The organism is Bacillus sp. FSL M7-0307 (assembly GCF_038627835.1).
In the GTDB taxonomy this organism is placed as follows: domain Bacteria; phylum Bacillota; class Bacilli; order Bacillales; family Bacillaceae; genus Bacillus; species Bacillus altitudinis.
Map to the genome: position 1 here is coordinate 2,043,428 of NZ_CP152023.1, position 17,899 is coordinate 2,061,326.

General features: G+C 40.8%; 18 protein-coding genes. All 18 read right to left on the reverse strand.

The window, feature by feature from the left end; all coding sequences use genetic code 11:
• Positions 1-8: 8 nt before the first annotated feature.
• The 18 genes from MHI41_RS10335 to MHI41_RS10420 all read right to left on the reverse strand — a co-directional run bounded on the left by MHI41_RS10335 (position 9) and on the right by MHI41_RS10420 (position 17,896).
• Positions 9-548, reverse strand: coding sequence for a ReoY family proteolytic degradation factor (locus MHI41_RS10335; RefSeq protein WP_008344562.1), 540 nt, complete (start codon positions 546-548; stop codon positions 9-11).
• A gap of 75 nt (positions 549-623) precedes the next feature.
• Entirely contained in the window at positions 624-1,895 is a 1,272-nt protein-coding gene (locus MHI41_RS10340; protein ID WP_035702924.1) for a tetratricopeptide repeat protein, read from the reverse strand.
• Between the two features lie 289 nt (positions 1,896-2,184).
• On the reverse strand, positions 2,185-3,471 hold the full coding sequence (gene aroA / locus MHI41_RS10345; protein ID WP_024718513.1) for a 3-phosphoshikimate 1-carboxyvinyltransferase: 1,287 nt from the start codon (positions 3,469-3,471) through the stop codon (positions 2,185-2,187).
• A 10-nt stretch (positions 3,472-3,481) separates the two neighbouring features.
• Positions 3,482-4,597 carry a prephenate dehydrogenase gene (locus tag MHI41_RS10350; RefSeq protein WP_146271195.1) on the reverse strand — a complete coding sequence of 372 codons (1,116 nt, stop codon included), beginning with the start codon at positions 4,595-4,597 and terminating at the stop codon, positions 3,482-3,484.
• A gap of 117 nt (positions 4,598-4,714) precedes the next feature.
• Positions 4,715-5,812: a histidinol-phosphate transaminase gene (gene hisC, locus MHI41_RS10355; protein ID WP_007500922.1), complete on the reverse strand. Its 1,098-nt coding sequence runs from the start codon at positions 5,810-5,812 to the stop codon at positions 4,715-4,717.
• 11 nt (positions 5,813-5,823) lie between these two features.
• Positions 5,824-6,627, reverse strand: coding sequence for a tryptophan synthase subunit alpha (trpA, locus tag MHI41_RS10360; RefSeq protein ID WP_017359752.1), 804 nt, complete (start codon positions 6,625-6,627; stop codon positions 5,824-5,826).
• Complete coding sequence (gene trpB, locus MHI41_RS10365; RefSeq protein WP_007500937.1) at positions 6,624-7,823, reverse strand: tryptophan synthase subunit beta; 1,200 nt, start codon at positions 7,821-7,823, stop codon at positions 6,624-6,626. The genes trpA and trpB overlap by 4 nt, the downstream gene beginning before the upstream one ends.
• The gene (locus MHI41_RS10370; RefSeq protein ID WP_342494179.1) at positions 7,804-8,472 is read right to left on the reverse strand and encodes a phosphoribosylanthranilate isomerase; all 669 of its coding nucleotides are present in this window, start codon (positions 8,470-8,472) and stop codon (positions 7,804-7,806) included. Before MHI41_RS10370 ends, trpB begins: the two co-directional genes overlap by 20 nt.
• Positions 8,469-9,221 (reverse strand): indole-3-glycerol phosphate synthase TrpC, encoded by a 753-nt coding sequence (gene trpC / locus MHI41_RS10375; RefSeq protein WP_148779988.1) that lies wholly within the window; start codon positions 9,219-9,221, stop codon positions 8,469-8,471. Before trpC ends, MHI41_RS10370 begins: the two co-directional genes overlap by 4 nt.
• Complete coding sequence (gene trpD / locus MHI41_RS10380) at positions 9,214-10,236, reverse strand: anthranilate phosphoribosyltransferase (RefSeq protein WP_017359755.1); 1,023 nt, start codon at positions 10,234-10,236, stop codon at positions 9,214-9,216. Before trpD ends, trpC begins: the two co-directional genes overlap by 8 nt.
• Complete coding sequence (gene trpE / locus MHI41_RS10385) at positions 10,208-11,755, reverse strand: anthranilate synthase component I (RefSeq protein WP_035702915.1); 1,548 nt, start codon at positions 11,753-11,755, stop codon at positions 10,208-10,210. The genes trpD and trpE overlap by 29 nt, the downstream gene beginning before the upstream one ends.
• Before the next feature lie 232 nt (positions 11,756-11,987).
• Positions 11,988-12,371, reverse strand: coding sequence for a chorismate mutase (gene aroH / locus MHI41_RS10390; protein WP_035702913.1), 384 nt, complete (start codon positions 12,369-12,371; stop codon positions 11,988-11,990).
• Positions 12,368-13,459: a 3-dehydroquinate synthase gene (gene aroB, locus MHI41_RS10395; protein WP_007500945.1), complete on the reverse strand. Its 1,092-nt coding sequence runs from the start codon at positions 13,457-13,459 to the stop codon at positions 12,368-12,370. The genes aroH and aroB overlap by 4 nt, the downstream gene beginning before the upstream one ends.
• On the reverse strand, positions 13,459-14,631 hold the full coding sequence (aroC, locus tag MHI41_RS10400) for a chorismate synthase (protein ID WP_342494180.1): 1,173 nt from the start codon (positions 14,629-14,631) through the stop codon (positions 13,459-13,461). Before aroC ends, aroB begins: the two co-directional genes overlap by 1 nt.
• A gap of 76 nt (positions 14,632-14,707) precedes the next feature.
• Complete coding sequence (locus MHI41_RS10405; RefSeq protein ID WP_342494181.1) at positions 14,708-15,484, reverse strand: protein-glutamate O-methyltransferase CheR; 777 nt, start codon at positions 15,482-15,484, stop codon at positions 14,708-14,710.
• A 144-nt stretch (positions 15,485-15,628) separates the two neighbouring features.
• Positions 15,629-16,075, reverse strand: a complete 447-nt coding sequence (gene ndk, locus MHI41_RS10410) for a nucleoside-diphosphate kinase (protein WP_003216015.1) — start codon at positions 16,073-16,075, stop codon at positions 15,629-15,631.
• A 129-nt stretch (positions 16,076-16,204) separates the two neighbouring features.
• Positions 16,205-17,167, reverse strand: coding sequence for a heptaprenyl diphosphate synthase component II (gene hepT, locus MHI41_RS10415; RefSeq protein ID WP_007500951.1), 963 nt, complete (start codon positions 17,165-17,167; stop codon positions 16,205-16,207).
• Positions 17,168-17,191: 24 nt separating this feature from the next.
• The gene (locus MHI41_RS10420; RefSeq protein WP_007500957.1) at positions 17,192-17,896 is read right to left on the reverse strand and encodes a demethylmenaquinone methyltransferase; all 705 of its coding nucleotides are present in this window, start codon (positions 17,894-17,896) and stop codon (positions 17,192-17,194) included.
• Between the last annotated feature and the right edge of the window lie 3 nt (positions 17,897-17,899).

The following is a 17,899-nucleotide window of genomic DNA, read 5'->3' on the forward strand; positions in this document are numbered from 1 at the left end:
GGCTTGGTTTATGATAATAGGCTTAATTCTTTTGCTAACTTATTAAATGTTTCTTGATCATGACGGTCAAGCGCTTCATCGATTTCTTTCATCAGCCGTTCTTTTTGGAAAGTAGCGATAGAATGCTCTAGCACTTTCTCAGCAAGATCTTTATCTTTTTCATTTTCATAAAGATCTTTAGGAATATGAGGATTTGTTTCAAGTACAGCGGCATATTCCGGCGAACGATATGCAGATCGGAAATTCAATTGAATAAACAAGTCTTGCTGTTTATTCAAACGAATATCATGAAATGATTTTTCTGCATCTGTCGTCATGATATTTTCTTTATAAAATCTAAAGGGAACTTCATCCACACAGTGTGTTGACATAATAATTCCCCTTGGGCAAAATTCTGCTTGCTCTACAAAATGAACCTTTTCCATCAAAGAGTCGTGACTCATTAAATAATTTAATATCCAAACACACTCTCTTCGCTTTAACTGATAATGGTTTAAGAACCACCGGATAAATTCCTTCTTTTCATTGACAGAAACAGGGGTCTGCATGTTATTCCCTCCTCTATCGTAAATTAAATTGCTATACATGAATTATTCAACAAACCAGTTCTTCATTCCTGCAAACTATAAGGAAATTTCGTCTTCAATTCTTAAAATCGTTTCTTCAATTTCTTCATTCGTGCCATCTTTCTGAAGAACTTTTCGTAATAACGGCAAGGCTTCTTTTTGTCTGCCTTCTTCTAAAAGGAACGAAGCATATTCATATAAAAAGTCACGTTCCTCATCAAAATCAGGCAGAGCAAGTTTGAAATACTCAGCGGCTTCATCGTATTCTTCTCTTCCGACAGAAGCAGAAGCAGCATACCAATTCCATTTTGGATCTTCTTCCCCAAAGCTTTTAACCTCTTTAATCACATCCAGAATTTCATCAAACAGCTCTTCATTTAAATAGATCGCAAGCAGCGTTTGAACCGCTTCAATATATCCTGGATCAAGAGCAAGTGCTTCTTGAAGCAATTTTTTCGCATCTTCCGAATGGCCATTTTTCAAATCAATCTTTGCCCCATATAAATATAACTCTTTGTTATACTCATCCACTTTAATTCCTTCTTTTACTATCTCTAAAGCTTCATGATATAGTCCTTCTTCCTCATAGCTTTTGGCTAAAGGCATATAAAGTGACGAATACGAAGGATCAATATCTTTTAGTTCAGAAAGCTGCTGAATAGCCGTTTTCGTTCTGCCAGCCCTCATCGCTGTAAATCCGTAGCCAAAAAGTGTATTTGGATCCACTTGATCCTTTACAGCCTTTTCATACCATTCAAGGGCATCTTCAAATTCTCCAGCTGTGCTTAATGATTCAGCGAGCCGCTGATATACATTGACACCGCCAATTTCATTTTGTTGATCGGCCACTTTGTAGAAATAGTCGGCTGCTTTTTTTGAAAGACCTTGAGAAAAATACAATTCCCCTAAAGCAAAATCAATGACGGCTTCATGAGGTAGTAACTCTTTCGCTTTTAAAAGCTTTTGTTCACTGACTTCAAATAGTCCTTGCATTTGATACAAATCTGCCATTAACAATAAACTCTCTGGATACGCATCGTCATCTTCAGGAATCGTTTCAAGAACTGCTATTGCCTTCTCTTCTTCATCAGAGTCTATTAACAGCTCTGCATAAAAACAGGTTAATCCTGTTTCTTCTGGATATAAATCATGTAAATCACTAATGAGATTCCGTGCTTTATCAATATCTCCCCAGTCATAATATAACTGAGCTGCCTGCGCTTTTTCTTCATCATGAAGATGCTTCTCTGCTTGAGCAAGTGTTTGGAGTCCCTTTTCAGTCTCACCAGCCTCAACTAATTTTATGGCTTCTTGTAATGAACTATTCAAATCAAACCGTTCCTTTCTGTTTCCAAAAACCTAAACTGTTGTTACTTCATATCATAATCGACAGCTGCATATCCAGCAAATATGTTGCTCTTTTAACATGAAGCCATTTTTGTGTTTTGAAGACTCTTTTTCAATCAATACTTTACTAAACTGACGATTTGTAAACCGAATACGCTAAAAAATTGTTTTTGAATCAGCAAAATGCTCTTTTTCAAGGTTTCACCTTGAGACAAGCTATGCTATAGTTCTTTCAAATATGCAAAAGGAAAGAAAAAGCCTGAGGAAATCCTCAGACTGTTTGCGTTAAGTATTCAATGTGTTCAAAGAAATTTGGGTAAGATACACGTACTGCATCTGTATCTTCAATCTCGATTGCTTGCTCTGTTATACAAGCCGCAATTCCTAACATCATACCAATTCGATGATCTCCGTAGCTTGAGACGACTGCGCCGCCTTTAAGGCTCGTTTTACCATGAATCTTCATTCCATCATCTGTTGCTTCAATATGAGCACCTAGTTTTTTAAGTTCTGAAACGACTGTATCAATACGATTGGTTTCTTTCACTTTTAATTCAGCGGCATCTTTAATGATCGTTGTTCCTTCTGCTTGAGTAGCTAGGAGCGCAATAATAGGAATTTCGTCGATGAGTCTAGAGATCATATCACCTGAAATGTCGATCCCTTTTAATGAAGAGGTAGAGATCGTTAAATCACCGTACGGTTCTCCGCCTTTAGCATCCACTTCTTGAATGTCGAGGTCTGCACCCATTTGTTTTAGCACATCTATAATACCAGTTCTCGTTTTGTTCAAACCGACATTTCTCAATACAATCCGGCTGTTTGGAACGATAGATCCAGCCACTAAGAAAAATGCAGCTGAAGAAATATCTCCAGGGACAAATACATCTGTTGCTTTTAACGTTTGTCCACCTTCAATTGAAACACTTTGTGCATCTTCATGTAGCGAGACACCAAACATTGATAACATTCTTTCGGTATGGTCTCTTGATTTATGCGGTTCAGTTAACGTCGTTGTTCCTTCTGCCTGCAGCCCAGCTAGAAGGACAGCCGACTTAATCTGGGCACTGGCAACTGGAGACTCATAAGAGATAGCTTTTAAATTACCCCCACGTATAGAAAGTGGTGTATACTCGCCATTTGCTCTGCCATCTATCTTGGCTCCCAATTGTCTTAGCGGACCTGTTACCCGTTTCATCGGTCTTTTGGCAATACTTTCGTCACCGATCAGCGTACTGTGGAACTCACAGCCAGCCAAGATTCCCATCATTAAACGAATAGTCGTGCCAGAGTTACCAACATCGAGAATATCGCTCGGCTCTTTAAGTCCTTTTAGTCCCTTACCATGAATGACAACATCTGTACCTTTTTGTTCGATGTCGACACCCATTTTTCTAAAACAATCAATCGTGCTTAAACAATCAGCGCCAGGAAGAAAGTTTTTTACTACTGTAGTACCGTCAGCAATAGCGCCAAACATCACAGATCTATGAGAAATGGATTTATCTCCTGGAATATGAATTTCTCCATTCATAGGAGCACTTTTATGAATTTTCATGTTCCTCACCTCAATCAGCATAAAATGTATCGTAATTTGCTCTATTTTTTATACAGAGTTCTGCCCGCTTTCGATCGTCATCTGTTTGAAAACTAATGCGTAAAATCCCGTTAATGTCTTCTCGCGTTTCAATAATACGGATATTTGTAATACTGATGTTTTCATTTGCTAGATATCCTGTAATTTCCGAAATAACACCAGGATGATCCGGCACATCGACATAAAGATCATAAAAAGCAGGGATAGCTCCTTTTTTCCTCAGAGGCAGGCCGTCGCGATATTCCTTGGCCTCTTGGAAATAAGAGAATAACCCCTCAGCATCTTCTTGTTGCACAAAGGATTCAATGCGGTCAATCTCTTTTTTCCATTCATGAAATCGGTCTAAAATCTTGTTTTTATTGTGCAAAAGGATATCGCGCCACATTGCAGGATTACTTGATGCAATACGGGTAATATCTCGAAAGCCTCCTGCAGCAAACCGTTTTACAAGAGGAAATTCTTCTTCAAAATGATGCGCTTGATGCACAAGACTGGCAGCGACGATGTGTGGAAAGTGACTAATCACACTTGTCACAGCATCATGTTCTTCGGGTGTCATTTCAATGAAATGAGCATTGGTTCCCTTCAGCAGATCCTTCAAACGGTCAACAGCCTGACGACTTGTTACTTTTGCTGGCGTTAAAATGTAGAATGCATTTTCAAATAAAAAGTCTTTCGCTGCAATGACACCTGATTTATGAGACCCTGCCATTGGATGCCCACCAATAAATTGGTAATGATCAGGCAACGTTTTTTCAGCAAAATGAACGACCTTTTGCTTTGTGCTCCCTACATCCGTAATCGTGAGCTCTCTTTCAATTCCAGATGCTGCAATATCACTTAACATTTTGACGGTTTGTTGTACTGGCGTTGCCAAAATAATCGTTGCTGCTTCATTCAAGCCTTCTATAAAGGACTCGGCAGTCTCGTCGATGATCCCTAGTTTTGTTGCAGCAATCATTTGTTCTTTAGAGACATCATAGCCTACAATTTTTTTATGTGGAAATTCTTTTTTAATCGACAGTGCAATAGAACCACCAATTAAACCAAGTCCAGCGATTAATATGGTTTCGTTTGCTTCATTCATGTTCATCACCTGATTTTTCGCGAAAATTAAACAAGCTGTTTCAATAGCTTATATGTATATTGGATGAGTTACAACGAAAGCCATATCCCATAAACAGGATATGAATTCATTGTTATGCTACGCACGAATGCCTTGTAATAAATCGGCAAGTGTAGTTAAGATTTCTTCATTTTGCTCCTTTGTTCCAACAGTAATACGCAAAGAAGTTGGGAATCCGAGAGCTTTACCAGATCGAACAATATAGCCCTTTTTCAAAAGTGCATTGAACAGCTCATCTGCATCTCTTTTAAAGTCAATCAGCACAAAGTTTGTTTGAGATGGATAGATAAATAGTCCAAAACGTTCCGCAAATTCTTGATATTGCTTGAGACCTGCTTCATTTTTTTGTCTGCACGATTGAATGAAGTCTTGATCTTTTATGGCTGCACGTGCAGCTGCCTGAGCGATACGACTTGTATTAAATGGCTCTCTCGCAGGTTCAATGGCGGTAATCAACTCCTCTGAGGCAACCCCATAACCTACTCGAAGTGCCGCAAGTCCATATGCTTTAGAGAACGTGCGCAGTACAATGACATTTTGATAGGCTTTTAATAGAGATAAACTGTTCGGAAAGTCTTCCGCGCGAACATATTCAAAATATGCTTCATCTAGAACGACAAGCACGTGAGCAGGCACTTGATCTAAAAACGATACGAGCTCAGATTCTGACAAATGATTTCCTGTCGGATTGTTCGGGTTACACACCCAAACGACTTTTGTGTTGTCATCCATCGCATCCAGCATTCCCTTTAGATCATGAGCTCCTCCATTTAGAAGTGGTACTTCTCTAATCTCTGCATGCTCAATTACTGCATTGTGACGGTATTGCGGGAATGACGGAGATGGGATCACCGTATTTGTATGTTGATCAAGGAATGCCCTAGCAATAATTTGCACAAGTTCATCTGAGCCATTCCCGAATATTAATTGTTTTTCATTTACTTGAAGAAACTCAGCCAGTTCCGTTCTTAAACTTGCGCTGTATCCGTCTGGATAAATCGCTAAATGTTCAAGTTCAGCTTGTATGGCCTCTCTTGCATGTGTGGAACATCCAAAAGGGTTTTCATTTGAAGCCAATTTCACAATTTTGTCTAATTGATATTCTTTTTTGACCTCTTCAATTGGTTTCCCAGGTTGATACGGTTTTAGCTGTTTTAATTGATCTTTGATTTGCAAAATGTTTCACCTCATTTGAATGAATAGAGGGGACTAAATGTTTTTGCATATGTTTCAAATTCTCTTAAAGCCTCTTGGCGTGTATCACTCGCTACTAATTGTTCTTGAAGCTCTTCAATTTTTTTGACAAGTGCACTGCCGACAACGACACCATCACTCATTTTATTCATTGAGTCTACTTGTTCTCTTGTTGAAATACCAAAACCTACAGCAACTGGTATTTGACTCAGCTGTTTCACTTGTTGAATAAAATCTGTAATCGATGCGTCGAAAGATTGTCTGACACCTGTGACGCCGAGAGATGAAACACAATACACAAAACCTTCTGCCTGCTCTACAATTTTTTCTAATCGTTCCTTGCTTGTTGGTGCAACGAGTGATATATATGAAATGTCGTGTGCTTGACAGTTCTTCTGCAGCTCGCTGCTCTCTTCAAAAGGCAAGTCGGGTGTTAAGAGTCCCGAAATATGATTTTTGCGCAGTAAAGCGAAAAAGTATTCTGTGTCTAATTGTAACACAGGATTATAATACGTAAATAGAATTACAGGAATTTTTACGCCGTTTTTTTTCATCTTTCCTGCTAATTCTATCGCTTTTACGATATTCATACCATGATGAAGTGCTCTTTTAGAAGCTCTTTGAATGACAGGGCCGTCCGCTAACGGATCAGAATACGGCACACCTAGTTCAATCGCATGTGCCCCTGCTGCTTGAAGCGCGAGGGCTAAATCAATGGTGATCTCTTCTGATGGATCACCCGCTGTAATAAATGGAATAAATAATTTCTGACCTTGCTCTAATTGAAATGTGATCATTTTGTTTCACCCTCACTTTCAAGCACATTCATTAATGTATGCACGTCCTTATCTCCTCTGCCTGACAAGCAGACAAGAACAATGTCGTCTTCACTCATGTTCTGGCTCATCTCAAACGCTTTTGCTAAAGCATGTGCAGATTCGATCGCTGGCAGGATTCCTTCTTTTTCTGTGAGCAGCTTTAACGCATCTAGTGCTTCTTGATCTGTCGCACTCACATATTGAACCCGGCCGCTCGCATGCAAGTACGCATGCTCTGGCCCGATCCCCGGATAGTCTAATCCAGCTGAAATGGAATAGGGCTCAATAATTTGACCAAATTCGTCTTGGATCAAGTATGTCAAAGATCCATGTATGACACCTTTTGTCCCTTTCGTGATGGTTGCTGCATGAAGCGGAGTGTCGATTCCTTTCCCAGCAGCTTCTACACCAATGATATCGACCTCTTCATCTAAGAACGCCCGGTACATTCCTATCGCATTGCTTCCGCCGCCAACACAGGCAACGACTTTATGAGGAAGCTGCCCTTCCTTTTCAAGTATCTGTGCTTTTGCCTCATCTCCGATCATCCGCTGAAATTCACTGACGATTTGAGGATACGGATGAGGTCCAACGACTGAGCCGATCATATAAAAGTGGTCACTGCAATGCTGGACCCAATAGCGGATGGCTTCATTGGTTGCATCCTTTAATGTTCCATTCCCGCTAGTAACAGGTATGACTTCAGCGCCGAGCAGTTTCATTCGGAACACATTGAGTGATTGTCTTTCCACATCTTCTTTTCCCATAAATACAGTGCAGGATAAACCGAATTTTGCGGCCACTGTTGCAGCAGCTACACCGTGCTGACCTGCTCCTGTTTCGGCGATGATATTTGATTTCCCCATTTTTTTCGCTAGCAGTGCCTGCCCAAGCGCATTGTTAATTTTATGAGCGCCTGTATGGTTTAAATCTTCTCTTTTTAAATAGATTTTAGCACCACCGAGATATGCCGATAATTGATCAGCGTATGTGAGTGCAGTTGGTCTGCCTGAATAGTTTTTCAAAAGCGATATATATTCCTTTTGAAAAGCAGGGTCTTCTTTTAATTCACGAAAAGCTTGTTCGATCTCTTCTAGTGGCTGCATGAGCGTTTCAGGAACGAATTTCCCTCCAAATTCTCCGTATCTGCCAATCTCATTTGGATATGCGTACATGGTTCAACATCCTTTCTTCGAGCACTTTCATCTTTGTACTGCTTTTCTTCCCGTTTTCTTCTATACCGCTTGAAAGGTCTATGGCGTCTGGACCAAAAGCAAGCAGATCTATTATGGTATCTGGCGTGATCCCGCCAGCAATGGCGCAAGTTTTCCCCAGTTGTTTTGCATGCTGAACATATGAAGGCACTGCCTCCCATGCAAAAGCTGTTCCAGAACCGCCTCTCATTCCTTTCACTTTCGCATCAATGAGAAAACCGTCGACACTTGGAGCAAATGCCGTCATATGTTCAAGTGTGTCGTTTACATCGGGGTCGTGATGGAACACTTTCCAAACGAGCGCCTTCGTTTGCTGTTTGATGTCATGTGCAACTTCTGGCGTCTCATCGCCATGAAGCTGCACAATATCTAAGGAGAGGTTGTTTGTGATCTCGCACACTTTTGGTGTTTTTTCATTCACAAATACCCCCACTATCTCTTTTTTGCATTTTACTTGTGACAGCCAGTGTTTCACTTGATCTGGATGAACTCGTCTTTTACTCGGGGCAAAAATAAAACCGATGGCATCCGCTTGTGATTGCGAGATGCATGCGACATCCTCTTGTGAGACAGCCCCGCAATATTTTAAATAAGGTTTCATCCTATTCATTCTCCGAACAATGCCTGAACGGCTTTCTCCTGTGATTGTTCCCTCATTAAAGATTCACCAACAAGAACGGCGTTTGCTCCGTGCTGTTTCACAAAGGTCAGATCATCAAATGTCTTTATGCCGCTTTCACTTACTAGTAATACGTCTTTTGGAACAAGTGGCGCGATCTCTTTTGTTTGTTCAACTGTTGTTGTAAACGTATTGAGATTCCGGTTGTTCACACCGATAATCTCAGGAGTAAATAGGTGTAAGATCTTTTCTAGTGTATGTGCTGCATGTACTTCAACGAGGACATCCAGTCCTTTTTCTTTCGCTTCTGTATAGAGCTCATACAGCTTTTGCGGCTCAAGCACCTCTCCAATTAATAAAATGGCATCTGCCCCTATCCGTTTCGATTCTTCTACTTGTATAGAGTCAATAATGAAATCTTTTCTTAGAATAGGACGTGTGATGTGTTCTTTAATAAGAGACAAATATTCGTTTTTCCCTTGGAAAAACGGTTCATCCGTTAAGACAGATAAACAATCTGCATTTGATGCTTCGTATGCTTTTGCTGTCTGTAAAGGATCAAAATGAGGCTGAATGATTCCTTTGGAAGGAGACGCTTTTTTCACCTCAGCAATCAGTCCAATCGAGCGGTGAGGATTCATAAGGGATTCTTTAAATGATCGTCTTTCATAATGTCCATCCTCAGGTAATTGCAAGGTTTTCACATGTTCTTTTTTACGGGCGATAATTTGATTAAGCATAGATCTCTTCCTCTTTCGTTTTTTGTTTTAGACGGGCTAATTGTTCTTTAGCTGATCCGTTTTTGATCGTTTCTAATGCTTTCATTGTTCCTGCCATCAGACTCTCTGCTTTTCCTGCCACATATAATGCGGCCCCAGCATTAAGCGCTGTAATATGAAGCGGTGCTCCACCCGCTTGATAATTCAATATATTCTGAATCAATTTGGCACTTTCTTCTGGTGATTGGACCTGAATGTCTGATAAATGCCCTTTTTCAAGTCCGAAGTCTTCTGGGTTTAACGTATATTCTGTCATGACACCTTTTTTGAGTTCAATGATGTATGAATTTGCTGTAATGGTTAATTCATCCAGCCCATCATCTCCGCAAACAAACAGGACATGTTCTGGCTCTAAAGGAGCAAGAGCTTTCGCCATGAGCTTTGCCTTTTCCTTTGCATACACACCAATGATTTGCTTTTTGGCCTGCATCGGGTGGCAAAGCGGTCCTAATAAGTTAAATACCGTCCGAAATCCGAGCTGCTTGCGTACGGCGGCTACTTGTTTCATAGAAGAATGATAGAGCGGTGCAAATAAAAAGCCCATGTTTTTCTGCTGTATTTGTCGTCTTGTTTCTTCAGGTGTGGATTGAATTTGAATACCAAGACATTCTAGCACGTCAGCACTCCCGCTTTTAGAGGAGACGGAACGATTTCCGTGCTTGGCGATTTTCGCCCCAGCAGCCGAAGCAACGATGGCAGCAGCTGTTGATATATTAAATGTTGATAAACCATCGCCTCCTGTCCCGCACGTATCAACGACATCAAGTGATCTTTCTACTGGTGCTGCATGCTGCCTCATGGCTTTCACGAAGCCTGTCATTTCTTCGGCTGTTTCTCCTCGATGCGCTAAAATAGATAGACTAGCAGCGACTTCAGCATCTGTTAACGAGCCGCTCATCATATCATGCATCAGGCCATTCGCTTCTTTTTCTGATAGTTTTCCTCCATTAACAAGAGCTGATAGTCGTTGATTCATTTGGCATACTCTCCTTTTCTGAGAAAATATGTTCAGCAAGCTGAATGGCTTTTAGAAGTGCTCCTGCCTTATTGCACGTCTCTTCCCATTCGTTTTCTGGAACGGAATCAGCGACAATGCCGGCACCTGCTTGTATAGAAGCAGTCTGATGTTTGACGCTCATTGTGCGAATGGTAATACAGGAATCGATATTGCCGTCGAAACCAATATAGGCAATACAGCCGCCATACGTCTCTCTTGGCTCAGGCTCCATTTCGTTTAATAATTGCATCGCCCTAATTTTTGGGGCGCCTGTCAATGTGCCTGCTGGAAAAGCGGACATAAGCGCGTCTACTGGATGTGTATCCTGCTTCAGCTTCCCTGTCACAATAGAAATAATGTGCATGACGTGCGAAAAGTTCACGACTTTTGTAAAAGTTGGGACAGACACACTGCCATATTCTGCCACACGCCCCACATCATTTCGAGCCAGATCCACTAGCATGTAATGTTCTGCTTTTTCTTTTTCATCATCGAGCAGCTCTCTTGCTAGTGCATCATCTTCTTCTTTTGTCATTCCTCGTTTTCTTGTACCAGCAATTGGATGGATTTCTAAGTGACCGTTTTTCGCATGGATTAATCGTTCTGGCGAGCTTCCGACTAAGTCTCGATCTTTTAATTTCATAAAATACATATACGGTGATGGATTGACAATCCGAAGCACACGATACAATTCAAATGAGCTCACTGTCACTGGAATGTCAAAACGCTGAGAAAGTACACCCTGGAAGATATCACCCGCTCGAATGTACTCCTTGATTTTTTCGACATCCTTTAAAAATTTTGCTTTTTCATAGGTAGACGTCACCTGTTCAAACGAAGGGGGTTCATTCATATTCCCTGAGATAATCAGTTCTTTCATATCAATTTTTGTATGAAGCTGCTGTACCATCAGTTCAAGCTGCTTTTGATTTTCTCGATAAACCAGAATTTTTTCTTCGTCTGTTTCATGACCGTTCAGCTGCGTGTACTGAATAAAATGAACTTGGTTTGTTTCGTGATCAAATGCGATCATTGTTTGGCAAACAAATAATGTGCAATTATCTGTTGTTGATGCATTCGGATGCGGCTTGACAGACGGCTCAATGTTGGGAATGAGGTCGTAACTTAAGTACCCTACGGCTCCGCCAGTAAATGGGATATCAATTTCAGGTGTCTTGATTTGATATTGCTCTTTCATCCAGTCAAGCAACTCTTTCAGCTCCGCTTTTTGCATCACTGACTTTCCCGCAGCGTCACGAGCAATATAATGGTCTTGCTCGTCATGTAATGTTAAAAAAGGATGTAATCCGATAAAGGAATATCTCGACCAGCTAGAAGATTCGTCTTTGCTTTCTAGCAAATACACAATATCCTGTTTCAGTTTCTCGACAATTTGAATGGGTGAGAGCGTATCAACTGTAATGGTTTCAACAATCGGGATGGTTTTGTAAAACTGACTGTCTCTTAAAAATTGGGTAAGGTTTGATTGGGATTTCATAAGCACACTCCTTAAATGGAATTAAGGAGAATGAGGGGACATCTTGAGGATTTGTTTGAGTATACGAAATAAGCCTAAAAGAGGCTTCGCTCTTTTAGGCAGTATGATTAAATAGAAGTATCGTATCTCTGCTCAACTCTACTCATCTCAACTACCCTAGTCTCATTCTCATCTTCTCTAAGCTTGCAATGCCGTTCACACCTGTGTGTAAACTTCGGCTGTTCATATCGTATTATAATTCCTTGTTTTTTGTCAACTGTAAATCAGGCCGAAGCGTGACAGCCTCTTCCAAGTATACGTGCTGTATGTCTTCCTGCTTGACATCTGTCTGAACGGTCATTAAAACGCGAATGCACTTCTTTAGACCTCCATCAATGTCAAGCTCTTGCATACAAGTGACAGGCACATAGGTCCATCCTTCAAACTGCCTGAGTACTTTTGCTGGAAAAACAGAGTGAATATCTTGTGTAGCTGAAATCAAGATCTGCACGACACGCTCTGGATCTACTTGATTTTTTGAAATAATCGCTTCTAGCAGCTGCTTCGTTTTGGTTAACACTTCTGTTTCTGTATCTTCTGTCACAGTTGTAGCCCCGCGTATCCCGCGAAACATCATAGACAGCCCTCCTCCCGTTTCCATTCTTCGAGCCAGTGATACAGCTCATCTTTTGTGAAAGATTGCAGGGTGACGTCTCCAACTTGTTTTAGCAAAACAAACTGAACACTCCCGCCTCTTGCCTTCTTATCACCAATCATGCGATCGACAAATGTTTTGGTTGAAATCGTTTGTGTGACTTGTACTGGGAACCCTAGTTCTTTCATCCACACTTTAAGTTTCTCGCGATCTAGGCTGAGTCCTTGCTCTTTTTCACTGACATATAAAGCAAACTGCATGCCAATTGCAATGGCATCTCCATGCGTGATCGCACCGTATCCATACTCCGCTTCAATGGCATGCCCTAGTGTATGACCTAAATTCAAGTATGCCCGCACACCTTGTTCTTTTTCATCTTCTTGAACAATGGATGCTTTCACTTGAATCCCTTGATAAAGCATATGTGCCAGTTCATCCTTTGATAATTCTGTCAACGAACGAATGGACATCAGTTCTGATAAAAAGACTTCACTTGAAATCAGTGCATGTTTTATCACTTCTGCAAAGCCTGATCTCAGCTCTATTGGTGAGAGTGTCTCTAGCATACTTGTATCATAGATGACAGCAGCCGGTTGATGAAACGCACCAATTAAATTTTTGCCGAGCGGATGATTGATTCCGGTTTTTCCGCCGACTGCACTATCATGTGCAAGCAGCGTGGTCGGTACTTGAATAAAATCAATGCCTCTCATATAAGTGGCAGCAGCAAAGCCAGCCAAGTCTCCAATCACCCCGCCTCCTAATGCAATGATGCATGAGGAGCGGTCGAGTTGAAATTGGATGGCTTTCGTATGAATCTGCTCAAACTGCGCAAAAGATTTTGATTGTTCTCCGTTTGGCACCACTACTTTTTGTACAGACCATTTCTGTTTCAGTAATTGAACCATTTCATCTCCATAAAGGGCATCGACGGCTGAATCTGTCACGATAAAGAGCTTCGTGTAGGATCGCCCAGTGGAAGTAATCAAGTCTACGATATTTTGTCTAATCCCATCACCGATATATACAGGATAAGTGGCTGAAGACGTCTTCACTTCCAGTGTTTTCATTAAAACTCCCTCTGAAGCTGGCGCATTTTGTCCACATTTTCTTTAATGCGATCAATTTGATCAAGGCCAAACTGCTCAACTACAGCATTGGCGATTTCCCATGCAACGACTGCTTCTGCCACAACACTTGCGGCTGGAACAGCACAGCTGTCAGAACGCTCAATACTTGCAGAGAAAGGTTCTTTTGTTTCAATATCCACGCTTTGCAATGGTTTGTATAAGGTTGGGATTGGTTTCATAACCCCTCTTACGACGATCGGCATGCCAGTTGACATTCCGCCTTCAAGACCACCTAAGCGGTTTGTTTTTCTCGTATAGCCTTTTTCTTCATCCCAGATGATTTCATCATGAACTTCACTGCCATTTTTAGAAGCTGCCTCAAAGCCAATACCAAATTCAACACCTTTAAAAGCGTTGATACTCAGTACTGCGCCTGCAAGCTTGCTATCCAGTTTGCGGTCATAGTGCACATAGCTGCCGACTCCAACTGGCATCCCTTCAACGATGACTTCGACAATACCACCAATTGAATCGCCGTTTTTCTTCGCTTCGTCAATGGCATCCATCATTTTTTGACCAGCTTCACTGTCATAGCAGCGAACAGGTGATTCTTCTGTTACTTTTTGCAAATCTTCAATAGATTTATAAGCGGTATGGGAAGCTTTTACTCCACCAATTTCAAGGACGTGACCAGCCACTTTGATTCCAAGGTGAGCCAAAATTTGTTTAGCTACTGCACCTGCTGCTACACGAACCGTTGTCTCGCGTGCTGATGAGCGCTCTAATACGTTTCTCATATCACGGTGACCATATTTAATCGCACCATTTAAATCCGCATGTCCTGGTCTTGGACGAGAGATTTGACGCTTCATTTCACTCTCTTCTTCTTCAGTAATCGGCTCTGCACCCATGACCTTTGTCCAGTGCTTCCAATCATTATTTTCAACAACAAGTGCAATAGGAGAACCTAATGTTTTCCCGTGGCGAACACCACTTAACACTTTCGCTTGGTCTTTTTCAATCTGCATTCTTCTTCCACGGCCATGACCTTTTTGTCTTCTAGACAGTTCATAATTGATGTCATCCTGCTCTATGTAAAGTCCCGCTGGAACTCCTTCAATAATTGTGGTCAGTTGTGGACCATGTGATTCACCTGCTGTTAAGTACCTCATGACTTATTCTCCCTTCATCGCATTAACGCTTTTAAGTAAAACTATGATAACACACTTCCTACTAAAAAGTCAGCTACTACCCCTTCTTTTGATAAAAGAAAGTATCAGCAGAGGTTAATCCAAACTTTTCTGGGTGAAAAATTTGTTCTGTAGAACCAACAAATAATACGCCATTTTGCTTTAAACTGCTGCTCATTTTTAAGTAAATTTCTTCTTTCGCCTCTTCTGTAAAGTAGATGAGAACATTTCGGCACACGATGAGATCCAGCTGTTTTTCATATGGATCCGCTAAAAGGTTGTGTTTCTTAAATTGAATGTGCTTTCGAATCTCATCCTTCACCGTGTAAAATGAAGAATCTTCTTTTGTGAAATATTTTTGCTTGATTTGATCTGGCACCTCTTGCAAAGATCGTTCATGATATCTTCCTTTTTGCGCGGATTGCAAGACTTTATCATCAATATCCGTTGCAATAATTTGGAAGTCTTTCACAAGCGGATGGCTTGATAGCAGCATTGAGAGTGTATACGGCTCTTCTCCAGTAGAGCAAGCTGCACTCCATATTTTTAGGGTGCCACTGTTTTTTGAAAGCAGCGGCAGGATTTTTTGATCAAGTACTTCCCAGCGCTGATAGTTTCGGTAAAATTCTGACACATTGATCGTCATTCGATCCATCGTTTCATCTAATAGCGCTTTGTCCTTTTCAAGAGCAGACGCAAATGCCTCAAAATCTTTATATCCTTTTTTATCATAAAGGGATGTTAATCTTCGTTTCATTTGTGCTTCTTTATATAAGTTCAGATCTATCCCAGTTAGTTTTTTCCATTTTCCAACAAATACTTGATACTGATCCATCAATGTCCTCTCCTGTCTCATCTATCTTTGTCCTAGTATAGCTGTTTTTATCATAAATTTGTATCATCTCATGCGAAAATTCGTATAGAAATCTCAATATAAAAAAGCCAAAGTGATCATTTGATGAACACTTTGGCTTGAACATTAATAAATCCAGCTGGAGATCGTTTGATCCCAGTTTGTCAGTTCTTCTTGTTTAAAGAAAAGGTTGATTTCTCTTTCGGCACTTTCTGGTGAGTCTGAGCCATGGATAATATTTTTGCCAACAGTTAATCCATAGTCACCTCTTATCGTTCCCGGAAGCGCTTCCTTCGGATTTGTCTTTCCAATTATCTGCCTTGTTACGTCTACGACTTGTTCACCTTGCCATACCATCGCAAATACAGGTCCTGACGTAATAAAGTCAACCAATTCACCGAAAAATGGTTTTTCTTTATGCTCTCCGTAATGTGTTTCTGCTACTTCTTTTGGAATGCTCATGAGCTTTGCTCCAACAAGCTGAAGCCCCTTTTTTTCGAATCTTGACACAATTTCACCGATTAATTGTCTTTCCACACCATCAGGCTTGACCATAAGAAATGTTTTGTCCATATACGTTTTCCACCCCGTCGTTATGTATGTATAGGCTTACATTGTTACAAAGTGATCGTATCATTTTTTTTTATAATAATCAATTTTTGACAAAAAATTTCACAAAAAAACCAATCAACGAAACGTTGATCAGAATTTTCGTTTACCAATATATTTTGCAATCGACGCTAATGATGATTTAGCCCGCCCGCGCGGAAGTTGATCGAGCTGTTCAAATGCTTTTTTCAAATACATTTCACTCACTCGAATGGAACGGTCGATCGCATCTGTTTGTTTGAGATGTTCAATTACAGGTTTCAGCTGCTTTTCTGTCGTTTCACTATTGATCAGCTTCAACTGACCTTCTAACGTCGGGTTCTGAAGCGCATATAAAACAGGAAGAGTGACATTTCCTTGTAAAAGGTCCCCACCAACAGGTTTGCCTAATTCTTCTTCAGTTGATGTAAAATCAAGGACATCATCAATGATTTGGTACGACATACCAACATAGTACCCAAACCAGTAAAGGGCTTTATGTGTTTTTTCATCTGTTCCAGCTGCAATCGCGCCTAATTGACAGCTGCCTGCAATAAGCAAAGCTGTTTTTCGTTTAATTCTTCTTAAATATGTACGAAGGTTTTGGTCCATGTTGTATTTATCTTTGACTTGTTCTATTTCCCCAAGACAGAGCTCGACGACCATTTTTGACAAAATTTCATGTGCCATTGGGTGATTGATTTTCGTCATGTACTCGAGTGACCTTGCAAATAAGTAATCCCCCGTGTACATCGCAATTCTGTTGTCCCATTTTGCTTTAATCGTCGGTTTTCCTCTTCTTAGTTCTGCATCATCAATGACATCGTCATGGACAAGTGATGCCATATGAATTAATTCAAGCGCTACGGCTACATATTTAATTTTATTAATATCATAGTCACCAAACATGCCTGATAGGAGAACAAAAACGGGGCGGATTCGTTTCCCGCCCGCTTGCAGCAAATGAAGACCGGCTTCACTTAATAATGCATAATCAGAGCGAACGGTTTGTTCAAGCTCTTTTTCAATTATATCGATATCATGATTTAGAAAAGAAATCATTGCTTTTAGTTTCATTATTTTCACCCAAATATCGTTTATTCAAAGCTTCTTTCCGATATGTGTTGCTGCTACACCGCCTGTAAATGGATGATACGAGACATCAGATAGACCGGCCTCTTCAAAAAGAGACGCCAGTTCTTTCATGCCAGGGAACGTTTTGGCTGATTCTTGAAGCCATGAATACTCCTGATAGCTTTTGGCAAACAGCTTGCCAAAGAGCGGCATGATGTATTTGAAATAGACATAATACCCTTGTTTAAACCCAATCATCTCAGGCTGTGATGTTTCAAGGCAGACAACCATTCCACCGGGTTTTACCACTCGTGTCATTTCCTTTAGCACTGTTAAGTAATCAGGGACATTTCGAAGGCCAAAACCGATTGTGACATAATCAAATGAGTTGTCCTCAAAAGGGAGCTCCATTGCATTGCCGTGGAGCAGCTCAATTTGATTGTAGCCGCCTGTTTTCACCTTTGTTTCGCCAACACTCAGCATATTTTTACTGAAGTCAAGGCCTTTGACCTCGCCTGTTTCTCCAACAGCGTCTGCAAGCGCAATTGTCCAATCGGCAGTTCCGCAGCATACATCTAGTGCTTTGGCTCCTTTTTGAACATTCATGAGCTTCATTGTTTTATCGCGCCATTTTTTATGCTGTTTAAAGCTAATGACAGAGTTCATTTGGTCATAGTTTTTATAAATTTTTTCAAATACACCGTGTACTCGCTGTTCTTTTGATTGCTGCATGAC

What these genes read in the sequence shown, in the direction of transcription:
- MHI41_RS10335 (WP_008344562.1), bottom strand. Translation starts at nt 548, where the DNA reads ATGCAGACCCCTGTTTCTGTCAATGAAAAGAAGGAATTTATCCGGTGG.
- aroA (WP_024718513.1), bottom strand. Translation starts at nt 3,471, where the DNA reads ATGAAAATTCATAAAAGTGCTCCTATGAATGGAGAAATTCATATTCCA.
- MHI41_RS10350 (WP_146271195.1), bottom strand. Translation starts at nt 4,597, where the DNA reads ATGAATGAAGCAAACGAAACCATATTAATCGCTGGACTTGGTTTAATT.
- trpA (WP_017359752.1), bottom strand. Translation starts at nt 6,627, where the DNA reads ATGATCACATTTCAATTAGAGCAAGGTCAGAAATTATTTATTCCATTT.
- trpB (WP_007500937.1), bottom strand. Translation starts at nt 7,823, where the DNA reads ATGTACGCATATCCAAATGAGATTGGCAGATACGGAGAATTTGGAGGG.
- MHI41_RS10370 (WP_342494179.1), bottom strand. Translation starts at nt 8,472, where the DNA reads ATGAATAGGATGAAACCTTATTTAAAATATTGCGGGGCTGTCTCACAA.
- trpC (WP_148779988.1), bottom strand. Translation starts at nt 9,221, where the DNA reads ATGCTTAATCAAATTATCGCCCGTAAAAAAGAACATGTGAAAACCTTG.
- trpD (WP_017359755.1), bottom strand. Translation starts at nt 10,236, where the DNA reads ATGAATCAACGACTATCAGCTCTTGTTAATGGAGGAAAACTATCAGAA.
- trpE (WP_035702915.1), bottom strand. Translation starts at nt 11,755, where the DNA reads ATGAAATCCCAATCAAACCTTACCCAATTTTTAAGAGACAGTCAGTTT.
- aroH (WP_035702913.1), bottom strand. Translation starts at nt 12,371, where the DNA reads ATGATGTTTCGCGGGATACGCGGGGCTACAACTGTGACAGAAGATACA.
- aroB (WP_007500945.1), bottom strand. Translation starts at nt 13,459, where the DNA reads ATGAAAACACTGGAAGTGAAGACGTCTTCAGCCACTTATCCTGTATAT.
- aroC (WP_342494180.1), bottom strand. Translation starts at nt 14,631, where the DNA reads ATGAGGTACTTAACAGCAGGTGAATCACATGGTCCACAACTGACCACA.
- MHI41_RS10405 (WP_342494181.1), bottom strand. Translation starts at nt 15,484, where the DNA reads ATGGATCAGTATCAAGTATTTGTTGGAAAATGGAAAAAACTAACTGGG.
- ndk (WP_003216015.1), bottom strand. Translation starts at nt 16,075, where the DNA reads ATGGACAAAACATTTCTTATGGTCAAGCCTGATGGTGTGGAAAGACAA.
- hepT (WP_007500951.1), bottom strand. Translation starts at nt 17,167, where the DNA reads ATGAAACTAAAAGCAATGATTTCTTTTCTAAATCATGATATCGATATA.
- MHI41_RS10420 (WP_007500957.1), bottom strand. Translation starts at nt 17,896, where the DNA reads ATGCAGCAATCAAAAGAACAGCGAGTACACGGTGTATTTGAAAAAATT.